This window comes from Nesterenkonia sp. DZ6, assembly GCF_022565835.1.
In the GTDB taxonomy this organism is placed as follows: domain Bacteria; phylum Actinomycetota; class Actinomycetes; order Actinomycetales; family Micrococcaceae; genus Nesterenkonia.
Window position 1 is genome coordinate 272,831 of record NZ_JAJOYW010000003.1, and the last position, 16,559, is coordinate 289,389.

Here is a 16,559-nt window from a genome sequence, read left to right on the forward strand (position 1 = left end):
CGGGGGAAGGTATCGTGTCCGCTACGGAACTCACTCTCTGTCACATGGGAGGACAGATGGCGTCGGTCCTGGACCATACGAGCATTCCCGCGTGGGCGCGTGCGCCTGCCGCGCAGCCAGTGGACCCGGCAGCCGCCTCATGCACGATCCTCACCTACGGGTCGTCGTCGCTCGCCGCAGGGTGGAGCAGCGAACTCACCGACCTCGGCATAGAACACCGCATCGTCGCCCTGGCAACGGGAGACAGCGCCCAGGAGCAGCTCATCATGGGTGAGGAGCTTCAGCGCGCCGTCGTCGGGTGGAGGTTGATGATCGTGGGACCGCTGGCGGACGTCCTGCGCGCCCGCTCCCTGGCGTTGCAGGCAGGACTGCTCGGAGCGGAGATCATCGTGAGCACCACAGACGTGGATCGCATTGAAGTCAGCTGCGCCCACTGTGCGGCGACGACGCTCACCACGGCGCGGCCGGCCCAGCTCATCGCCTGTCATGGCTGCTCGGAGACCCTGGTCGTCCATCATCATCTCTCGCCTCTGAGAGGCAGCCTCCTCGGCTCCAAGCACGACGTGGAACAGCGGCTCGAGGCGAGGAGAGAGCCGGCATGAGCACCTTTGCCCTGGAGGTCACCGACGTGGTGGACGACTCCCCAGAGGTGCGCACGCTCACGCTGGCGCGTCCAGATCGTGGCTGGCTTCCGTCATTCACCCCGGGCAGCCACCTGATCCTTGAATGTGGACCCTCGGTCAACGCCTATTCCCTGCACGGGGACTCCCAGATGCCGGACGCCTACACGATCTCGGTGCTCCGCACCGGGTCTGCCGAGGGAGGCTCGAGGTGGCTGCATGAGCGCCGCCCGGGAGACACGGTCCTTGCCCGACCGCCGCGTTCGCTGTTCCCCCCGATGCAGAAGGCCAGCAAGCACCTGCTGGTCGCCGCGGGCATCGGAGTCACCCCGATCCTCTCGCATCTGCGGGCGGCCGTCCGCTGGGGCCACGCGGTGGAGGTCCGCTACATGCATCGACCCGGTCACGGAGTCCACCTGGAGGAGCTGCGCAACCTCGCTCCTGGGTCACTGCGCAGCTTCACCGACCGCGTCCAGTTCCGCGCCGATCTTGAACTGTGCCTGCAGCGCCAGCCCATCGGAACCCATCTGTATTGCTGCGGGCCGGCGACCTTCATGGACGCGGTCCGCGAGGTGGCAGCACGACGAGGCTGGCCGCTCGAGCGGGTGCACACCGAACGCTTCGGTGCTGACGTGCTGGACCCGGGGAAGTCTTTCGACGTCGCCCTCAGCGTCTCGCAGAAGGTCATCACGGTGGCTCCGGGTCGGAGCCTCTTGGAGGAGCTCGAAGACCAGGGACTCGCGGTGCCGAACCTCTGTCGGCAGGGATTCTGCGGGGAATGCCGGATCGACGTCACCGCTGGGATCCCGCTGCACCGCGACCAATACCTGGAGGACGAGGAGCGGGCCGCCAACGATTCGCTGATGTGCTGCGTCTCCCGAGCCGCATCTGACCGTCTCGAAGTGCCGCTGTGAGCGCTGATACGGTCGCCAGGGATCTGGTCCGCACTTTTCCCTTCCCTTTTGCCGGTGACACGTACCGATACTCCACCAACCTGGAACCAGCGCGTCAGTCGGTGCAGACGCCGGCAGGCCGATGGGGAGACGCCGTGGTGCACATCGACAGTGGATACGCCGCCGAGCTCGCTGAGCGAAGGGCCATTCTCAGCAGCGACCCCTCGCGGATGCAGGTGCTGCCGCATATGCGTCCCGCCGCGTGGGACGCCATGCTGACCCTGATGCAGGAGCTGACCCTCGCCTACCCGGACACGATGCGTCTGGACCGTGAAGCCGGGACGTTCCTGTGGACCAACCGGCGCAGGGGCATCGAACAGCGGTTCGTCTACGGGGACCCCAGCACGCTGCCGCAGGAGCCGCTGGCATTCATCGGCGACCAGGTGCAGGAGGACATCGTCCTGTTGGACCAGCGCGAGGGTCAGCTCTTCGTGGATGCGGGACTGGTCTCCTTCGCGTCGAACTGGTCCTTCGGCTTCGACCTGGGGATGAGCTTCATCGAGATCCACGGGCCGGTGCCGCGGGTCCACGACACCGGGGTCATCGCCCGAGCCCAGAAGTTCCTCATGCGTCTGCAGCCGGACGCCCCCTATCGCCGGACCAACTGGTCGCTCTCCGTAGGGCGGCGCCTGGATCTGTCCACCGAGACGTATCCCGACTGGGGGCCTGAGAGAGGAAGGGTGCTCAGCGTCGACGACGCGACCTTCGGCGCCGAGGTGCACCTGCGGGTGGAGGTTCAGCATCTGGTGCGGCTCCCCGAATCCGGGTGTGTCATGTTCTTGATCCGCACCTACCTGCTCCCCCTGGAGGCGGTCGCGGAGGTGGAGCCCTGGCGGGACAGGCTGATGGCAGTTCTCGCCGAGCTCCCTGAGGACATGGCCGACTACAAGGGCTTCCTCGCCTACCGCGATCGTGCGGTGGACTGGCTGGCGGCCCGAAAGTCCGAGGCTCCGTAGACTGACCCGATGAGACTGGGAGCCATACCGGGCGCGACGCCGGACAAATGGGTGACGCGCTGGCGTGAGCGGTACCCCGACTTCGCCCTGAGCGTGGACCGCTTCGACGAGGCGGGTCAGTTGGAGCGACTGCGCGCCGGCACGGTCGACGTCGGATACATCCGGTTCCCCGAGGACGCGCAAGCCCCCACCGGGGATGACCTGCACCGGGTGTGGCTCTACCGCGAGGCCCCGGTGGTCTGCGCCTCCCGCGATCACTGGGTGGCCGCCGCCGAGACCTCGGTGACCTGGGATGAGATCGCCGCAGAGCCGTTCTTCGACCCGGCCGAGATGCTCCCCGAGCCCGGTTCAGACACGTCAGCTCCAGACCCGTCCACTTCAGAGCAGTCAGCGCCGGAGTCAGAAGAACCCGAGGAGCATCAGCCGGCAGATCCGGAGCAGCTCGCCGCAGATGACATCCACACGCCCAAGCTGGGCGTCGATCTCGCCGCGGGGGAGAGGATGGCCTTGGAGGTCGTCGCCTCGGGTGCCGGACTGGTGATCCTTCCGAACTCGGTGGCACGGATGCTCGCCCGCCGAGACATCGTCATCCGCGAGGTCGAGGGCCTCCCAGGTTATGACGTGGGCCTGGCCTGGCTCCGCGAAGCCGACGGCCCGGTGATCCAGGAGTTCATCGGAGTGGCGCGCGGCCGGAAGCCCGGCAGCGGCCGCAGCGAGATCAGCACCGGCGTCGAGGCGAAGTCCGGGTCGAACTCTGCCTCGAAGCCTGAGGCGAAGTCCGGGTCGAACTCTGCCTCGAAGCCTGAGGCGAAGTCCGACCCGAGGTCGAAGTCGACCCCTAAGCGGGCAGCTGCTCGCGCAGCGCCCGGGCGCTCGCGGCCGGGTCCGAAGCCTGGGTCACGGCGCGGACAACCACCACGCGGTCGGCGCCGGCCGCGGTGACCTCGCCGATGTTGGCCTCATTGATCCCGCCGATGGCGAAGAAGACCTTCGAGCTCTCCAGGCTCGCCGCCTGTGCCGCCAGCTTTAGTCCGACAGCGGCGCGGTCCGGTTTGGTCGGGGTCTCCCAGATCGGACCGGTGCAGTAGTAGTCCAGGCCGATGTCGGAGTCAGCTTCACGCACCTGCTCCCAGGTCTGGCAGGACCGGCCGATGACGACGTCGTCGCCCAAGATCATCCGGGCCTCTTCAGTGGTCAGGTCGTCCTGGCCGACGTGGAAGACGTCGACCCCGGTGATCGCCGCGACGTCGGCCCGATCGTTCGCGGCCGAGAGTCCGCCGTGCTCATTGGCGACCTGGCGCAGCAGGGTCAGCGCGGCGATCTCCGTCTGCACCGCGACACCCTTGTCCCGGATCTGGATGATGTCCACACCTCCGGTGTAGGCCGCGACGAAGAAGTCGTACAGCGCGTCGAAGTCCAGCTCATCCACCGGCCCCGCCTCGGGCCGGGTGATGAATCGCTGGAGGTCGGTGCAGACGTAGAGCCTGGCCGAGACCAGGCGATCCCGGCGCAGATGGCCCAGGTGGGAGGGGTGTGGGGTGTGTGCCATGGTCTCAGTCTCATCCATATCTCCACATTAGGGCACCCCCTGGGGCTGTGGCCTTGGGATTGGTGAACGACATGGCTCCGGCCTCCGCGGAGCGCCAGCGCAGACAGAAGCGGCCAGGACCCATCTCTGGTCCTGGCCGCAATGCTCGTCAGCCGTCAGCCTTTCGGCCGGCGTGGCCTGTTCAGCCCTTCGCGACCAGCGTCAGGAACGCGTGGTTGAAGTCATCCAGATCATCGGGGGTCCGGGACGTGACCAAGCCATCGCTGACGACGGCGGACTCGTCCACCCATTCGGCACCCGAGTTCGTCAGGTCAGTCTTCAGGGACGGGAAGCTCGTGACTCGACGGCCCTTGACCTGGTCGATTTCGGTGAGGATCCAGGGGCCGTGGCAGATCGCGGCCACCGGCTTCTCGGCAGCGAAGAATGCGGAGACGAACTTCTTGGCAGCATCGTCGATCCGCAGGCTGTCAGCGTTCAGGGTGCCGCCGGGCAGGATCAGCCCGTCGTAGTCCCCGGCCGAGGCGGAGCCGAGCTGGACGTCGACGTCGAAGTGATCGGAGTGGTTCCAGTCGCCCTCCATCGCCTGGAGGGATTTCTCGTTGGGGGAGACGATCTTCGCGGTCCCGCCGGCAGCCTTGATGGCGGCGATCGGCTCGGTGAGCTCGGGCAGCTCGACGCCGTCGGTGACCAGCAGCGCGATGGTCTTGCCGGTGATCTGTGGTGAGTTCTCGGCCATGGTGATGCTCCTTGGTATCGGTGGTCATGTCAGGCCCGTGAGGGCCTTCTGCGCCTGTCGAATCTAGCCGGTGGCGCTGGTCGGTGCCATCGCACCTCCTGCACGCGAGCTGAAGATCGGAGGTGCTCGCGAGACCAGGGGCGCCCGCGGGACGAAGGTCAGAGGACCTGGGAGATCTGGGCGAAGTCGAAGCGCTCTCCGCGCGGGTACTGCGCGTCGTCGTCGGTGCTGGGGCCGTGGCCCACGTTCAGCACCATCAGGGTCTTCCAGCCGGTCTCCGCGTGGACTTCGGCGTCGACCCCAGGTGCGTCGAGTCCGGCCATCGGTCCGACGTCGAGGCCGTGCGCGCGCAGCGCCACGATGAAGTACCCGGCCTGCAGGAACGCGTTGTCGCGCCCCATCTTCTCGCGGAACTCGACTCGCTCGGCGAACTTCTCCCGCAGCCCCTCCACCTGGGGATAGAGCGTGGGCATGTGCTCATGCCAGTTCGGGTCATAGGCGAGGACCACGGTCATCGGTGCCGCGGAGGTCTTCTTGCCGTTGTCCCCCTTGAAATGCTCGACGACGGCGTCGCGCCGTTTCCCGGGGTTCAGCACGGTCAGGCGCATCGGCTGGCAGTTCATGGAGGTCGGAGCCCAGCGGGCGTCCTCGTAGGCCTGGTGGATCAGCGCCAGGTCGACCGCGCCCTCGGAGAAGAGGTTCGTGGTGTGGCGGCCTTCGAAGAGTTGATGCATGGTCTCGCGGTCCACTGCTGCAGTCGCCGTGGGCATGGGGGCTCCTCGTGCTCGTCGGTGTGCGCTTGAAGGTGCCGGTTGCGGCACTATCAACACCAACGCCGAAGGCTTGGAGGTTCTTCCCTCCGCCGCTCCATCCCGCCTCTTCCTCATCTGAGCAACGGGATCTCCGGCGACGGCGCCCGTGACCCCGGTGCACCTGGTAATGTCGAAGCCTGGCTTCACCAGGCCATAATGCGGGCGTAGCTTAATGGCAAAGCTTCTGCTTCCCAAGCAGACGACGCGGGTTCGATTCCCGTCGCCCGCTCTGTGAACACCAGGGCGAACACCGCAGTCATCGGCGCCGGCGTGATCGGGCTGTTGACCGCCTGGCAGCTGCGTCTGACCGGCCATGACGTCACCGTCATCGCCCCGAGCATCGCCCAGGACGCCTCCTACGCCGCCGCCGGAATGCTCGCCCCGATCAGCGAGGTCCAATACGGCCAGGATGATCTCTGGCCGATCATGACCGCCTCCCGGTCCGAGTACCCGCAGTTCCTCTCCACGCTCTCCCGCGCCACCTCGGTGCCAACCGGGTACCGCGAGAACGGCACGCTGCTCATCGCCGCCGACCGCTCCGACCGCGACGCCGTCGCGGAGCTGGCTGTTCTCCAGCGTGAGCACGGCATGGAGGTCAGCGCGCTGACCAGCTCCACCCTGCGACGTCGCGAGCCGGGCCTCGCCCCCGGACTCTCCAAGGGCTGGGACGTCCCCAGCGATCATCAGATCGACCCGCGCCAACTCGTCGCCGCCACCCGGGCCGCGCTGGAGGCAGACCTGGACCCGCGTCAGTTCCCCGGAGCCGGAGCTCCCGCCCGCTGGAACACCGCCACGGTCACTTCCGTCGAAGAGGCGCCCGACGAGCAAGAGGCACCCGGTCAACGGTTCATCCTCACCACCGACGACGGCGCGGCGCACCCGTTCCACTCGGTGCTGCTGGTGCCCGGACTCGGCTACTCCGAGATCGCCGGACTGCCTGAGACCTGCCCGCTGGAACTGCGCCCGATCCACGGCGATGTGCTGCGCCTGCAGGTCAACGCGGCTCAGCTCATGCGCGGGGAATCCCATGTCCTCGATGCCACCGTCCGGGCCAAGGTCAACGGCCGCTCGGTCTACCTGGTCCCGCGCGCCGACGGGGGACTGGTGATCGGAGCCTCCTCCCGCGAAGACAGCCTGGCCGGCACCCACGCCGGCTCCGTCCAGGAGCTGCTCACCGACGCCGTCGCCGTGCTGCCCGGGGTCAAGGACATGGAGCTCACCGAGATCACCACCCGGGCCCGCCCCGGCACTCCCGACGAGCGGCCCTTCCTCGGGGAGCTGCGCCCCGGACTGGTGGTCTCCACCGGCTACTCCCGCCACGGCATCCTGCTGGCCCCGCTGGCCGCCCGGCTCGGCGCCGCACTGGTGAAACCTGCACTGTTGGGACCTGCATCGTCGGACCCCACACCCGAGCTCAGCGCAGAAGATCAGCAGCTGCTTAGCCGCATGCGGCTGACCCGGCACCGAGACTGACTCACTAGACTGGTCACGGCCCGCGCCGCGCGGGCCCGAGTCCTGGATCGGACCAGGAACACACCCGGCCCGTGCCGTGTTGTGCCAAGACCACCCGCACCTGATGACGTGGAGAACCATGCTCACCGTCCGCATCAATGAAGAACCCGTGACGCTGCCTGAGGACGCCACCGTGGTGGACGCCGTCGCGCAGACCACCGGGCGCAGCCTCAACCCCGACGGCACCCCCGCCGACGGCGGAAGGCTCGGCGTCGCCGTCGCACTCGACGCCGCCGTCGTCCCGCGCAGCCGCTGGTCCGCGACCACCCTGACCGGTGGCGAAGACATCGAGATCGTCACCGCAGTCCAAGGCGGCTGAGAAGAGAGCCCTATGAACACACCACTGCGCGCAGCAGACCTTCCCGCCCTCGAAGTCGGTGACTACACGCTGACCAACCGCCTGATCATGGGCACCGGCGGCATCACCGACCTCGACGCGCTCGAACGCGCCCTGCTGGCCTCGGGCACCACGCTGACTACCGTGGCCATGCGCCGGTACAGCCCCGAGACCAAGACCTCGGTGTTCTCGATGCTGGAGCGGCTCGGTATCGACATCCTGCCCAACACGGCAGGCTGCTACACGGTCAAGGACACGGTGCTCACCGCCGAGCTGGCCCGCGAGGCGCTCGAGACCAACCTGATCAAGGTCGAGGTCATCGCCGATGAACACACCCTGCTCCCGGACGTCATCGAGACCCTCGAGGCCACCGAGCAGCTCGCCGACCGCGGATTCATCCCGATGGTCTACACCTCCGATGACCCCGCCGTCGCACTGCGCCTGGAACAGGCCGGAGCGGCCGCGGTCATGCCGCTGGGTGCGCCCATCGGCACCGGGCTGGGCATCTTGAACCGGCACAACATCGAACTCATCACCTCCCGGGCCGGCATCCCGGTGGTCCTCGACGCCGGCATCGGCAGCGCCTCCGAAGCCGCCCTGGCCATGGAGCTCGGCTGCGACGCCGTGCTGGTCGCCTCCGCGGTGACCCGCGCCCAGCGCCCCACCGAGATGGCCACCGCGATGCGAATGGCCGTGCACGCCGGCTACCTCTCCGCCCGGGCGGGGAGGATCCCGCGCCGGCAACATGCCCAGGCCTCCTCCGCTTTTGACGGCCGGATCTCCCCCATCGACGAACTCACCTGAGGAACCTCCCCCACGATGAATGATCTCTCCCAGTTCTCCCGCTCCCAGATGGAGCGGTTCCAGCGGCACTTCTCCCTGGACGGCTTCGGCATCGAGGCTCAGGCGAAGCTGCTGAACTCCCGCGTGGTGGTCATCGGCGCAGGCGGGCTGGGCGCACCGATCCTGACCTACCTGGCCGCCGCCGGGGTGGGCACCATCGATGTGATCGATCACGATGTGGTGGACCGCTCCAACCTGCACCGCCAGGTGATCCACTCCGAGTCCAGCATCGGGGAGCCCAAGACCGCCTCCGCCGCCGCGGTGATGCGCGGGCTGCACCCCGAGGTGGTCATCCACGAACACCGCGCACCGATCACCGCCGCCAACGCGCTGGAGCTGATCGCCGACGCGGACATCGTGGTGGACGGCTCGGACAACTTCGCCACCCGCTACGTGGTCGCCGACGCCTGCGAGATCGCCGACAAGCCGATGGTCTCCGGGTCGATCCTGCGCTTCGCCGGACAGGTCAGCCTCTTCTGGGCCGGCCACGGACCCGCCTACCGCGACCTCTACCCCGAGGCTCCCGACGCCGGCGAGGTCCCCACCTGCGCCCAGGCCGGGGTGCTCGGGGTGCTGCCCGGGGTGATCGGATCCATCATGGCCACCGAGACCATCAAGTTCCTCACCGGCATCGGTGAGACCCTGCTGGGACGGGTGCTGATCTATGACGCGCTCACCGCCAGCTTCCGCGAGATAGGCCTGCACCCCGATCCCGAGCGGGTGCCGGTGACCAGCATCGGCGCCGATGTCGCCGGACTGGGCGGGTTCAGCGCCGACGCCCCCGCCGCGGCGGCCGCCCCGAACGCTGCGGCGCCCGCGACCGAGTCCGCCACCGGGCAGTCTGAACCGGAACCGGCAGCCGAGCCGGCCGCCGTCGACGATCTCGACTTCAATCCCTTCACCGGGGACCCCAAGCTCGACGATGAGCTGACCCCCAAACAGCTGCGTGAGCTCCTGGAGGCCGGAGCGATCGGCGGCATCGTCGATGTCCGGGAGCCGTGGGAGCACCAGATGGGCACCATCGAAGGCGCGGTGAACATCCCGCTGGGGGATCTCTGGCACGACGACGCCGGGGTCTCCGGTCTCGACGACGTCACCGGAAAGCCGGTGGTGCTCTATTGCAAGATAGGGGTCCGCTCCCGCCAGGCCCTTGAAGTCCTGCGCCAGCGCCACCCGGAGGCGGAGCTGCGCAACCTCATCGGAGGCTATGAGCTTTACAAACAGCTCTGAGCTTTCTTGGGTGCGGTAGTTTAGTAGTGTGAGTGCATACCTGGCGGTCATCGGAGAATGCCTGGTAGATGTCGTCCATTCGGAGACATCTGCCCCCAAAGCGCACGTCGGAGGTTCGCCGTTCAATGTCGCGGTGGGACTGGCCCGGCTTGAGCACGACGTGGTCTTCGCCGGTCGCCGCGGAGACGACGACTATGGACGGATGATCGCGCGCAGTCTGCGCGCCCAGGGCATCACCGCCCTGCTGGAGGCCGACGCCTCCCCGACTTCCGTGGCGCGCGCCACCCTGGACCCCACCGGACAGGCCAGCTACGAATTCACCCTGGACTGGACGCTTCCCAGCGCTGACGAGCTGGAAGAGAAGTTCTGTGCCCTGGCCCGGGAGACCAAGCCCGCCGCCCAGAACGGCGACGACACCGGCCCGCTGGAGCACCTCCACGCCGGTTCGATCGGGGCCATGCTCCAGCCCGGCGCCGAGACGGTCAAGGGGGTGCTGGACCGGGCGCGGGGGGTCGCGACCATCTCCTATGACCCGAACTACCGCCCCACTCTGGTGCCCAACCGCGAGGAAGCCCGCCTGCAGGCCGAGGAGTTCATCGCCCGCGCCGACGTCATCCAGGCCTCCACCGACGATCTGGATCTGCTCTACCCCGAGCGCAGCCACCGCGAGACCATGGAGGCCTGGCTGCAACTGGGTCCCGCCCTGGTCATCGTCACCCGAGGACCCTCCGGGGCGATGGGGCTGACCCGCGCAGGCTTCGCCGAGCAGGAGGCCTTCTCCATCGAGGTCGCTGACACGGTCGGCGCCGGAGACTCCTTCATGGCCGCCACGCTTTCCACGCTGCGCGGGATGAACCTGCTCGGTGCCTCCCGGCGGGCAGCGCTGCGCGAGATCAGCACCGACCAGCTCGCCACCGTGCTGCGCACCGCCGCCCGGGCCGCGGCGATCAACTCCTCCCGCTTCGGCGCCCAGCCTCCCACTGCGGATGAGCTCACCCAGGCTCTCAAGAGCTGATCAGATGACCGAGCTCTCCTTCCCCGCCTCCGTTCCGACGCTCACCGGTGGGCCGGTGCACCTGATCGCCAGCGACATCGACGGGACCATCCTCAGCTACACCCACACCCAGTCCGGCACGGTCTCCGCGCGCACCGTCGAGGCGTTCCAAGCCGCCCAGTCGGCAGGTGTCCGGGTCGTGCTCGTCACCGGACGCCCGGTGCGCTGGCTCAAACACATCAGCGAGACCCTCGGCGCACTGGGCACCGTGATCGCCTCCAACGGCGCAGTCATCTACGACCTCGCCGGCGACCGGCTCATCCACGAGGCCGCCCTGAACGCCGAGGCGCTGTTCAGCGTCAAGGACATGATCAGCCAGATCGATCCGCGGGCCTCCTTCGCCGCGGAGACCCTCCAGCACGTGCACATGGAGGAGCCCTTCATCGCCGGTTCGCTGTTCTTCGAAGAGGACCGCCGCCGCGCCGCCGGCGTCACCGAGGAAGACCTGCGGCTCGGGCCGCTGGACGAGACCCTGGAGCGCGACGGGCTCACCCACGCGGTCCGGACCCCGGGGAGCGACGTCACCAGCGCCCACGTGACGGATCGGGTGGTCAAGCTGCTCTGCAAGACCAACACCATGGCCCCGGATGAGTTCCTCGGCCGGGTCCAGGAGAAGGTCGGGAACCTGCTCACCGTCACCCACTCAGCCCCCGGGGTCAGCCTGTTGGAGCTCTCCGCCCGCGGCGTGAACAAGGCCGCCGGCCTCGCACGCTACGCCGCCTCCCACCAGATCGACCGGGAACGCGTCGTCGCCTTCGGGGACATGCCCAACGACATCGAGATGCTCCGCTGGGCCGGCACCTCCTGGGCCGTCGGCTCGGCCCACCCGGAGGCCCGCTCCGCCGCGAACCACACCGCAGCATCCTGTGACGAGGACGGCGTCGCGCAGGTGATCGAGAAGCTGCTCGCCGGAGAGCTCTAGATGCCCAAGCCCTACCGCAGGCACGCCTATCGGGACGTGGCGTACCTGCTGAACTCCCGGCCCGGGCCGCTGCACCACCGGCCGCTGGCCTTCGCCCACCGCGGCGCCGATCCGCGCCGCGAGAACACCATGGGCGCCTTCCGCCATGCGGTGGAGCTGGGGTACCGATACCTGGAGATCGACGTGCGCACCGCCGCCGACGGCACCCTGGTGGTCTTCCACGACGAGGAGCTGGACCGCGTCACCACCGGCAGCGGCCCGCTGGGCGAGAAGACCTGGGCTGAACTCGCCGAGCTGCGCGTGGGCGCCGGCGAGGAGTTCACCGAACCACTGGTGCGCTTCGAGGAGCTGCTGGACGCCTGGGATGACGTCCACCTCAACGTCGACCTCAAGGACTCCGCCGCGGTGACCGAGTTCGCCCGGCTGGTGGACTTACACCAGGCTCATGACCGGGTGCTCTCCGCGAGCTTCAACGACGCCCGCCGGCACCGCGTTCGACGTCGGCTGACCCGGCCGGTCGCCGCCTCAGGCGGCTGGGCCGCCACCGCGCTGATCGTGCTCATGGGACCGCTCGGACTGATGGGCCGGCTGGGCGGGCGCATCGCCGAGATCGACTGCGTGCAGGTCCCGGTCTCCCAGGGCCGGCTGCGCGTGGTGACCCCGCGCTTCGTGCAGCGCTGCCACCAGGCGGGCCTGCAGGTCCACGTCTGGGTCGTCGATGACCCCGCGCAGATGCATGAGCTCCTGGACATGGGCGTGGACGGTCTGATGACCGACGACGCCGAGGCGCTCGCCGAGGTCATGCGCGAACGCTCCGTCTGGCCGCAGCGCTGACCTGGTCCGAAGAAGACGTCACCCCACAGTTCACTCCCAGGTCGGGTCGTGGGTGTCGATCTGCTCGATGACGGACTGGATCGCGTCCAGCTGCTCCTGGCTGCGTCCATGACCGGGCAGCACCTGGGCCCAGCCGTCCACCGCGACGTCTCCGAAGTTGTGGCCGTGGCTCGGCGGGACCGCCTCGCTGACCAGCATGTCTGCCACCAGGTGCAGGAACGTGACGCCGGGGATCCAGCGCATCGAGTCGCTGACATCAGCACCCCGTCCGCCCGAGGCCGCAGGTCCCTGCAGCCACTCGGGGGACCGGACGATCACGGCAGGGTCGAGCCAGGTGATCGGATCCGTGGCGTGCTGGAGGTAGCCCAGGCGAGGCTGCCGCCAGGATCCCCCGAGTGCGGCGAAGTCGCCGGGCTTGGACTGCCAGCGCACCTGCTCACCGTCCCGGTAGACCGGCCGCCAGATGGGACTGCCCGGATCCCGGTTCGCCTGCAGGGTGCGCCACGGCTCGGAGGTCGCCGGCGGTCCGGTGAACAGGGCGGCGTCGGTGCGCGCCAACAGATCCTCCAGGCTCAAGAAGCTGCCGGACATTCCCAGCGCGCCCAGGCTCAGCCCGTAGACCACCAGCCGGGGCCGGTCCGCCTCTGGCAGCTCCTGCCACCGAGCATGGACCGCGTCGAAGAGCGCCCGGCTCGAATCTTTCGGGAGATCCGGGTCGAACAGGAAGGGGACCCAGCTGGGCTGCACCGAATACTGCATCGAGGCGGTGGCGGTGTCTCCGGCATAGAGGTGTTCCAGGGACGCGATGGCCTGCGGCTCGAGCCAGCCGGAGCCGGTCGGCGTAGCGACGAGCAGCACTTCACGGTCGAACCCGCCGTGGCGTTCGAGCTCCTCCACCACCAGGGCCGCGCGGGCCGCCGGGTCTTCCCCCTGCGAGAGCCCGGCGTAGGCCCGCACCGGCTCTTCTGCCTCAGCGCCGGTGACCTGCGCGATCTGCGCCGCGCTCGGTCCGCCGCCGGCGAAGGCTCGGCCCTGTCGGCCCAGCCCGTCCCACTCTGCGGCCGAGCCGGGCCCACCGGAGCGGCCAGGAAGAACCGGGGGAGAGCTGCCCTCGAGCGTGCCGGCGTCCCGGTCGTGATAGACCTGGCCGACGACGCCGAGCCCGCCGCCGACCAGCCCGAGGATCAGGGCGAGCACTGCAGTCACCCCCGTGGCCCGTGACGCCCAGCGGCCCCGTCGCTCGGAACCGCTCCGGCGGACCACCCACCGTCCCACCGCGCTCCGCAGTGCGGTGATCCCCCTGGCGATCCCGAGGAGCAGACCCATCGTGACGACCATGCTCGCCACGAAGGCGACGTGACCGGCCCCGTCGACCGGTTCCATCTCCACCAGTTCGCGGACCTCGTTCTGCCAGGACACCACGAGCGCCCCATAGCCGACCACATAGGCCAGAAGCGCCACGACGAGGGCACCGGTGAGGCGCACGGTGCGACGCGGTGACCGCTGCTGCATGCCGGCAGAGGGAGGCGCGCCTCCAGGTCTGGGAGCTCGACGAGCGTGCGACGATGCGACCCCACGCCTGGTCGGCTGGCTGCCGGGAAGCTGGTCACCGACCCGCTGGTCGTCGAAACGCTGCTTCCCGAAACGCCGTGCGAGAGCCCGCCCCCCACGGCGCACCGCGAAGCCGAGCTGGAAGCCGACCATGAACCACAGTCCCGCCATGACTCCCTGGAACACCGTCGGACGGGGCACCAGTGAAGGGGTCAGCGCGAGGGACGCCAGCGCCAGGGCGCAGACCAGGTTGATCAGATGCGCCCGCAGGAAGCCGGCGCAACGTGCAGCGAGGCTCATCATGCCGATCACCTCCGCGCTGACGACACCACTCGGTGGCCAGGGAGGGGCTCTGCAGGCTTTCCAGGTCACTCTGTGAGCGCAGTCTAAGCGCGCGGGGGTCGGTTGCGGGAGGGCTCAGGGATGAAGCCCGGTGGAACATCAGCGCTGATCTGGTCCCGCAGCATGAGGACCCGCTCAGGTGCGGCTTCTAGACTGGGGACGTGAATCCCTCCAACGCTGTCCTCGCCGCACGCCTGCTCACCGAGAGCAACCCCGTCTGGGCCTGGGCCATCGCGGTCACCGCGGTGGGGCTGCTGGTGGCGGCGCTGATGGTGCTGGTCCAGGACACGGGCAAGCCCGGCAGGCGCGCCGCGATCTGGGGTGTGGTGATCTTCATGATCCCGATCATCGGCCCTGCGTTCTACCTGATCTGGGAGACCGTGCGGTACCACCGTGAGCATGGCCGCCCGGAGAAGGGCATGGTGGAGAAGTATGCCCCCGAAGAGGTGGCGCAGCGCCGAGAAGAGGCCCGCCGAGAAGAGGCCCGCCGGGACGAAGACCGGCGCGGATCGAGACGGGGCGACGACGCCGACGCCGCTGCTGACTGACTCCCAGGCCGGGGGTAGGCGCGCCTTCGGTGCGATCGGGATCGAAGTCCTCCGTGCACAGCAAGAGGGCGGGATCCGAATACTCGGATCCCGCCCTCTCAGGTGTTGCTCGGTTCAGCGGATCACGTCACCAGGATCACGATGATCACGATGAGCAGGATGGCGGTGAGGCTGATTGGAAGAATACGTCCCATGTTGTGTCTTGCCTTTCGATGATGATTCGTCTGTGTCGGTCGTGAACTGTCTTGCGCTAACGTCGGGTCACTGCCCTGATGATGAAGAGAATCCCCACCACCACCAGGATCGCGAGAACGATGTTGAAGAACAGGTTCAGAACGACGCCAAACAGCCAGAGGGCGATCCGTAGGAACACCAGCACCAGCACAATGGAAATGACAATAGACAGTGCTCTATTGGCCATGACCCCCACTTTACGGGGTTTTACCTGTGCAGTTGCTGGGTACCGGGGTCTCTGCCCGGGTCAGGGCAACACGTAAGCCGTCTTGACCTGGGGTGATATCTGCGGCTGTCAGTCTTCGGCGTCGGCCAGTGCTTCCACGTCGGAGAGCGAGGCGTGGGGGGTGTGCTCCGGGACGTAGCCGTTGAGGCGCAGCCCGTTCTCGATGTCGAACAGGTGCACATGGTTCGGGTTCGGTTTGATCGTGACCCGCTCTCCGCGCATGGGAGGACGGCGGCCGTCGACCCGGACGATGAAGGGCTGGAAGGTCTTGATGCCGTCGGGCGTGCCGAAGATGTAGGCGTCTGCGCCGAGCTCCTCGACCAGGTCCACGGTCATCGGCAGACCGCTCCCGTCGGAGGTGAGCTCCATGTCCTCGGGTCGAACGCCCAGGGTGACCTGGTCGCCGTGGGCCTTGTCGAGGTGGCCGTCAGGGATCGGGATGACGTCCTGGCCCACGACGATGCCCTGCCCCTGGACCTTGACCTGGAACAGGTTCATCGCGGGGGACCCGATGAAGCCGGCGACGAAGACATTGGAGGGGTTGTCGTAGAGGTTGCGCGGGGAGTCGACCTGCTGGAGCACGCCGTCCTTGAGCACGCAGACGCGGTCGCCCATGGTCATGGCCTCGACCTGGTCGTGGGTGACGTAGACGGTGGTGGTCTGCAGCTCGCGGGTCAGCGCGGCGATCTGGGTGCGGGTCTGGACACGCAGCTTGGCGTCCAGGTTCGAGAGCGGCTCATCCATCAGGAAGACCTTGGGGGAGCGCACGATCGCGCGGCCCATGGCCACACGCTGACGCTGACCGCCCGAGAGCGCCTTGGGCTTGCGCTCCAGGTAGGGGACCAGGTCCAGGATCTCGGCGGCCTTCTTGACCCGCTCGGCCCGCTCCTCCTTGGAGACGCCGGCGATCTTCAGCGCGAAGCCCATGTTCTCGGCCACGGACATGTGAGGGTAGAGGGCGTAGTTCTGGAAGACCATCGCGATGTCGCGGTCCTTCGGGGAGACGTGGGAGACGTCCTCGCCGCCGATCATGATGGCTCCCTCGTTGACCTCTTCGAGGCCGGCGAGCATTCGCAGTGCAGTGGACTTGCCGCAGCCGGAGGGTCCCACCAGGACCAGGAACTCGCCGTCGGCGATCTCGAGCTGAAGCTGATTGATGGCCGGTCGCGCGCCGGGGGTGTAGATCCGGCTGGCGGAGGCATAGGTCACAGAAGCCATGGTGATATGTCCCTTTCACGGGCAGGTACGTGCCCGACGATCCGTTGTGAAGGTGATTGTGGTGACACGCGGCTCACGTGTG

General features: G+C 68.2%; 18 protein-coding genes and 1 tRNA gene. 13 read left to right on the top strand and 6 right to left on the bottom strand.

Annotation, left to right across the window (positions count from 1 at the left end; translation table 11 throughout):
- Window positions 1-56: 56 nt before the first annotated feature.
- The 4 genes from LTH93_RS09790 to LTH93_RS09805 are packed head-to-tail and all read left to right on the top strand — an operon-like array spanning window position 57 to window position 3,471.
- Window positions 57-602 carry a dimethylamine monooxygenase subunit DmmA family protein gene (locus tag LTH93_RS09790; RefSeq protein WP_241470844.1) on the top strand — a complete coding sequence of 182 codons (546 nt, stop codon included), beginning with the start codon at window positions 57-59 and terminating at the stop codon, window positions 600-602.
- Window positions 599-1,534, top strand: a complete 936-nt coding sequence (locus LTH93_RS09795) for a PDR/VanB family oxidoreductase (protein WP_241470845.1) — start codon at window positions 599-601, stop codon at window positions 1,532-1,534. Before LTH93_RS09790 ends, LTH93_RS09795 begins: the two co-directional genes overlap by 4 nt.
- Window positions 1,531-2,529 (top strand): heme-dependent oxidative N-demethylase family protein, encoded by a 999-nt coding sequence (locus tag LTH93_RS09800; protein WP_241470846.1) that lies wholly within the window; start codon window positions 1,531-1,533, stop codon window positions 2,527-2,529. The genes LTH93_RS09795 and LTH93_RS09800 overlap by 4 nt, the downstream gene beginning before the upstream one ends.
- A 9-nt stretch (window positions 2,530-2,538) precedes the next feature.
- Window positions 2,539-3,471: a LysR substrate-binding domain-containing protein gene (locus tag LTH93_RS09805; RefSeq protein ID WP_241470847.1), complete on the top strand. Its 933-nt coding sequence runs from the start codon at window positions 2,539-2,541 to the stop codon at window positions 3,469-3,471.
- Here LTH93_RS09805 and thiE read toward each other — a convergent pair.
- The 3 genes from thiE to LTH93_RS09820 all read right to left on the bottom strand — a co-directional run bounded on the left by thiE (window position 3,368) and on the right by LTH93_RS09820 (window position 5,584).
- The gene (gene thiE / locus LTH93_RS09810) at window positions 3,368-4,078 is read right to left on the bottom strand and encodes a thiamine phosphate synthase (protein ID WP_241470848.1); all 711 of its coding nucleotides are present in this window, start codon (window positions 4,076-4,078) and stop codon (window positions 3,368-3,370) included. The genes LTH93_RS09805 and thiE overlap by 104 nt on opposite strands.
- Window positions 4,079-4,259: 181 nt before the next feature.
- A complete protein-coding gene (locus LTH93_RS09815; protein ID WP_241470849.1) occupies window positions 4,260-4,814 on the bottom strand; it encodes a type 1 glutamine amidotransferase domain-containing protein in 555 nt (184 codons plus the stop codon).
- A gap of 158 nt (window positions 4,815-4,972) precedes the next feature.
- Window positions 4,973-5,584 carry a malonic semialdehyde reductase gene (locus LTH93_RS09820; RefSeq protein WP_241470850.1) on the bottom strand — a complete coding sequence of 204 codons (612 nt, stop codon included), beginning with the start codon at window positions 5,582-5,584 and terminating at the stop codon, window positions 4,973-4,975.
- Window positions 5,585-5,784: 200 nt separating this feature from the next.
- Between LTH93_RS09820 and LTH93_RS09825 the strand changes: the two genes are divergently transcribed.
- The 8 genes from LTH93_RS09825 to LTH93_RS09860 all read left to right on the top strand — a co-directional run bounded on the left by LTH93_RS09825 (window position 5,785) and on the right by LTH93_RS09860 (window position 12,358).
- A tRNA-Gly gene (locus LTH93_RS09825) sits at window positions 5,785-5,855 on the top strand.
- Window positions 5,856-5,857: 2 nt separating this feature from the next.
- On the top strand, window positions 5,858-7,099 hold the full coding sequence (thiO, locus tag LTH93_RS09830) for a glycine oxidase ThiO (RefSeq protein ID WP_241470851.1): 1,242 nt from the start codon (window positions 5,858-5,860) through the stop codon (window positions 7,097-7,099).
- A gap of 118 nt (window positions 7,100-7,217) precedes the next feature.
- Entirely contained in the window at window positions 7,218-7,457 is a 240-nt protein-coding gene (gene thiS / locus LTH93_RS09835) for a sulfur carrier protein ThiS (protein ID WP_241470852.1), read from the top strand.
- A 12-nt stretch (window positions 7,458-7,469) separates the two neighbouring features.
- Window positions 7,470-8,279 carry a thiazole synthase gene (locus LTH93_RS09840; protein WP_241470853.1) on the top strand — a complete coding sequence of 270 codons (810 nt, stop codon included), beginning with the start codon at window positions 7,470-7,472 and terminating at the stop codon, window positions 8,277-8,279.
- A gap of 15 nt (window positions 8,280-8,294) precedes the next feature.
- Window positions 8,295-9,548, top strand: a complete 1,254-nt coding sequence (gene moeB, locus LTH93_RS09845; protein ID WP_241470854.1) for a molybdopterin-synthase adenylyltransferase MoeB — start codon at window positions 8,295-8,297, stop codon at window positions 9,546-9,548.
- 28 nt (window positions 9,549-9,576) lie between these two features.
- A complete protein-coding gene (locus tag LTH93_RS09850; protein ID WP_241465609.1) occupies window positions 9,577-10,563 on the top strand; it encodes a carbohydrate kinase family protein in 987 nt (328 codons plus the stop codon).
- Between the two features lie 4 nt (window positions 10,564-10,567).
- Window positions 10,568-11,524, top strand: coding sequence for an HAD family hydrolase (locus tag LTH93_RS09855; protein ID WP_241470855.1), 957 nt, complete (start codon window positions 10,568-10,570; stop codon window positions 11,522-11,524).
- Window positions 11,525-12,358 carry a glycerophosphodiester phosphodiesterase family protein gene (locus LTH93_RS09860; RefSeq protein ID WP_241470856.1) on the top strand — a complete coding sequence of 278 codons (834 nt, stop codon included), beginning with the start codon at window positions 11,525-11,527 and terminating at the stop codon, window positions 12,356-12,358.
- A 30-nt stretch (window positions 12,359-12,388) separates the two neighbouring features.
- Here the strand turns inward: LTH93_RS09860 and LTH93_RS09865 are convergent, their stop codons facing one another.
- Entirely contained in the window at window positions 12,389-14,212 is a 1,824-nt protein-coding gene (locus tag LTH93_RS09865) for an alpha/beta-hydrolase family protein (protein WP_241470857.1), read from the bottom strand.
- Between the two features lie 200 nt (window positions 14,213-14,412).
- Between LTH93_RS09865 and LTH93_RS09870 the strand changes: the two genes are divergently transcribed.
- Window positions 14,413-14,799, top strand: coding sequence for a PLD nuclease N-terminal domain-containing protein (locus LTH93_RS09870; protein ID WP_241465605.1), 387 nt, complete (start codon window positions 14,413-14,415; stop codon window positions 14,797-14,799).
- Window positions 14,800-15,049: 250 nt separating this feature from the next.
- Here LTH93_RS09870 and LTH93_RS09875 read toward each other — a convergent pair whose 3' ends face one another.
- Complete coding sequence (locus LTH93_RS09875) at window positions 15,050-15,220, bottom strand: hypothetical protein (protein ID WP_241465604.1); 171 nt, start codon at window positions 15,218-15,220, stop codon at window positions 15,050-15,052.
- Window positions 15,221-15,328: 108 nt separating this feature from the next.
- Window positions 15,329-16,477: an ABC transporter ATP-binding protein gene (locus tag LTH93_RS09880; RefSeq protein WP_241470858.1), complete on the bottom strand. Its 1,149-nt coding sequence runs from the start codon at window positions 16,475-16,477 to the stop codon at window positions 15,329-15,331.
- Window positions 16,478-16,559 lie beyond the last annotated feature (82 nt).